This window comes from Streptomyces sp. 13-12-16 (assembly GCF_002114215.1).
In the GTDB taxonomy this organism is placed as follows: Bacteria; Actinomycetota; Actinomycetes; order Streptomycetales; family Streptomycetaceae; genus Streptomyces.
Genome location: NZ_NCTE01001015.1, coordinates 1 through 1,705, shown reverse-complemented (window position 1 = coordinate 1,705; position 1,705 = coordinate 1). Strand labels below are relative to the sequence as shown.

Genomic DNA, 1,705 nt, shown 5'->3' with positions numbered 1-1,705 from the left:
CCGCCGACGCGCCCCGCCCGGACCCGCGCACGGCCCTCGACCTGGTCGTCGCCGCGGTCGCCGAGGTGCTCGGCGCGGGGGACGCGGACGGTACGGAACCCATCGGGCCGGACGTCACGTTCCGCGCGCACGGCCTCGACTCGGTGGCCGCGGTGCGGCTGCGCAACGCGCTCACCGAGGCCACGGGGCTTCCCCTGCCCGCCGCGGTGGCCTTCGACTTCCCGACCCCGGCCGCCCTCGCCCGGGAACTGGCCGGGCTGAACGGCCGGGACGAGGAACGGCCGCCCGGCCCGGTGACCGGCGACGAGCCCGTGGCGATCGTGGGCATGTCCTGCCGGCTGCCCGGGGACACCACCTCCCCCGAGGCCCTGTGGGCGCTGCTGGCCGACGGCGTGGACGCCGTGTCGGGGTTCCCCACCGACCGCGGCTGGCCTCTGGACACCCTCTTCGACGACGACCCGGAGCACCCGGGCACCTCCTACGCCCGCGAGGGCGGCTTCCTGCGCGACGCCGCCCACTTCGACGCCGGGTTCTTCGGCATGTCGGCGCGGGAGGCGCTCGCCACCGACCCGCAGCAGCGGCTGCTGCTGGAGCTCGCCTGGGAGGCGGTGGAGCGGGCCCGGATCGATCCGCTGACGCTGCGCGGCAGCCGTACCGGTGTGTTCACCGGCGCCATGTACCACGACTACGCGACCGGCGCGACCGACCCGTCCGGAGAACTGGAGGGGCTGCTCCCGGTGGGTACCTCCGCCGGTGCGCTCTCCGGGCGGATCTCGTACACCCTGGGCCTCGACGGCCCCGCCCTGACCGTGGACACGGCCTGCTCCTCGTCGCTGGTCGCGCTGCACCTGGCGTGCCGGTCGCTGCGGTCCGGGGAGTCGGACCTGGCGCTCGCCGGGGGTGTGGCGGTGATGGCGACACCGGCACCGTTCGTGGGCTTCTCCCGGCTGCGGGGCCTGTCCCCGGACGGCCGCTGCAAGTCCTTCGGCGAGGGCGCCGACGGGGCCGCCTGGTCGGAGGGTGCCGGCCTGCTGCTCCTGGAGCGGCTGTCCGACGCCCGGCGAAACGGTCATCCCGTGCTCGCGGTGATCCGCGGCTCGGCGGTCAACCAGGACGGCGCCTCCAACGGCCTGACCGCGCCCAACGGGCTCGCCCAACGCCGGGTCATCCGCCGGGCGCTGGCCGACGCGGGACTGACCGCGGCGGACGTGGACGCGGTGGAGGCGCACGGCACCGGTACGCCGCTCGGCGACCCGATCGAGGCGCAGGCGCTGCTCGACACCTACGGACGGGAGCGTCCCGAGGGGCGTCCGCTGTGGCTGGGCTCGGTCAAGTCGAACCTGGGCCACACCCAGGCGGCGGCCGGCGTGGCCGGGGTGATGAAGATGGTCCTCGCACTGGAACACGGAGTGCTGCCGCGCACCCTGCACGCGGACACCCCCAGCACCCGGGTGGACTGGTCCTCCGGCGCCGTACGGCTGCTGACCGGGGCACGGGAGTGGCCGGCCCGGGACGGCAGGCCCCGCAGGGCGGCCGTCTCGTCGTTCGGCATCAGCGGCACCAACGCCCATCTGGTGCTCGAGGAGGCCCCGGCCGGGGCCGGGGCCGCACCGTCCGGGCGGGACGCGGACGCCGAGGGGGCCGTCGTGCCGTGGCTGGTGTCGGCCCGGGACGCGACGGCGCTGCGGGGCCAGGCGCGGCGGCT

The 1,705-nt window shown here is 76.6% G+C and carries 1 protein-coding gene; it reads left to right on the top strand.

Annotated features, from left to right (window positions below):
* Positions 1-1,705: beta-ketoacyl synthase N-terminal-like domain-containing protein (locus B7767_RS34230; protein ID WP_143652784.1), on the top strand; the 1,705-nt coding region annotated here is incomplete at both ends.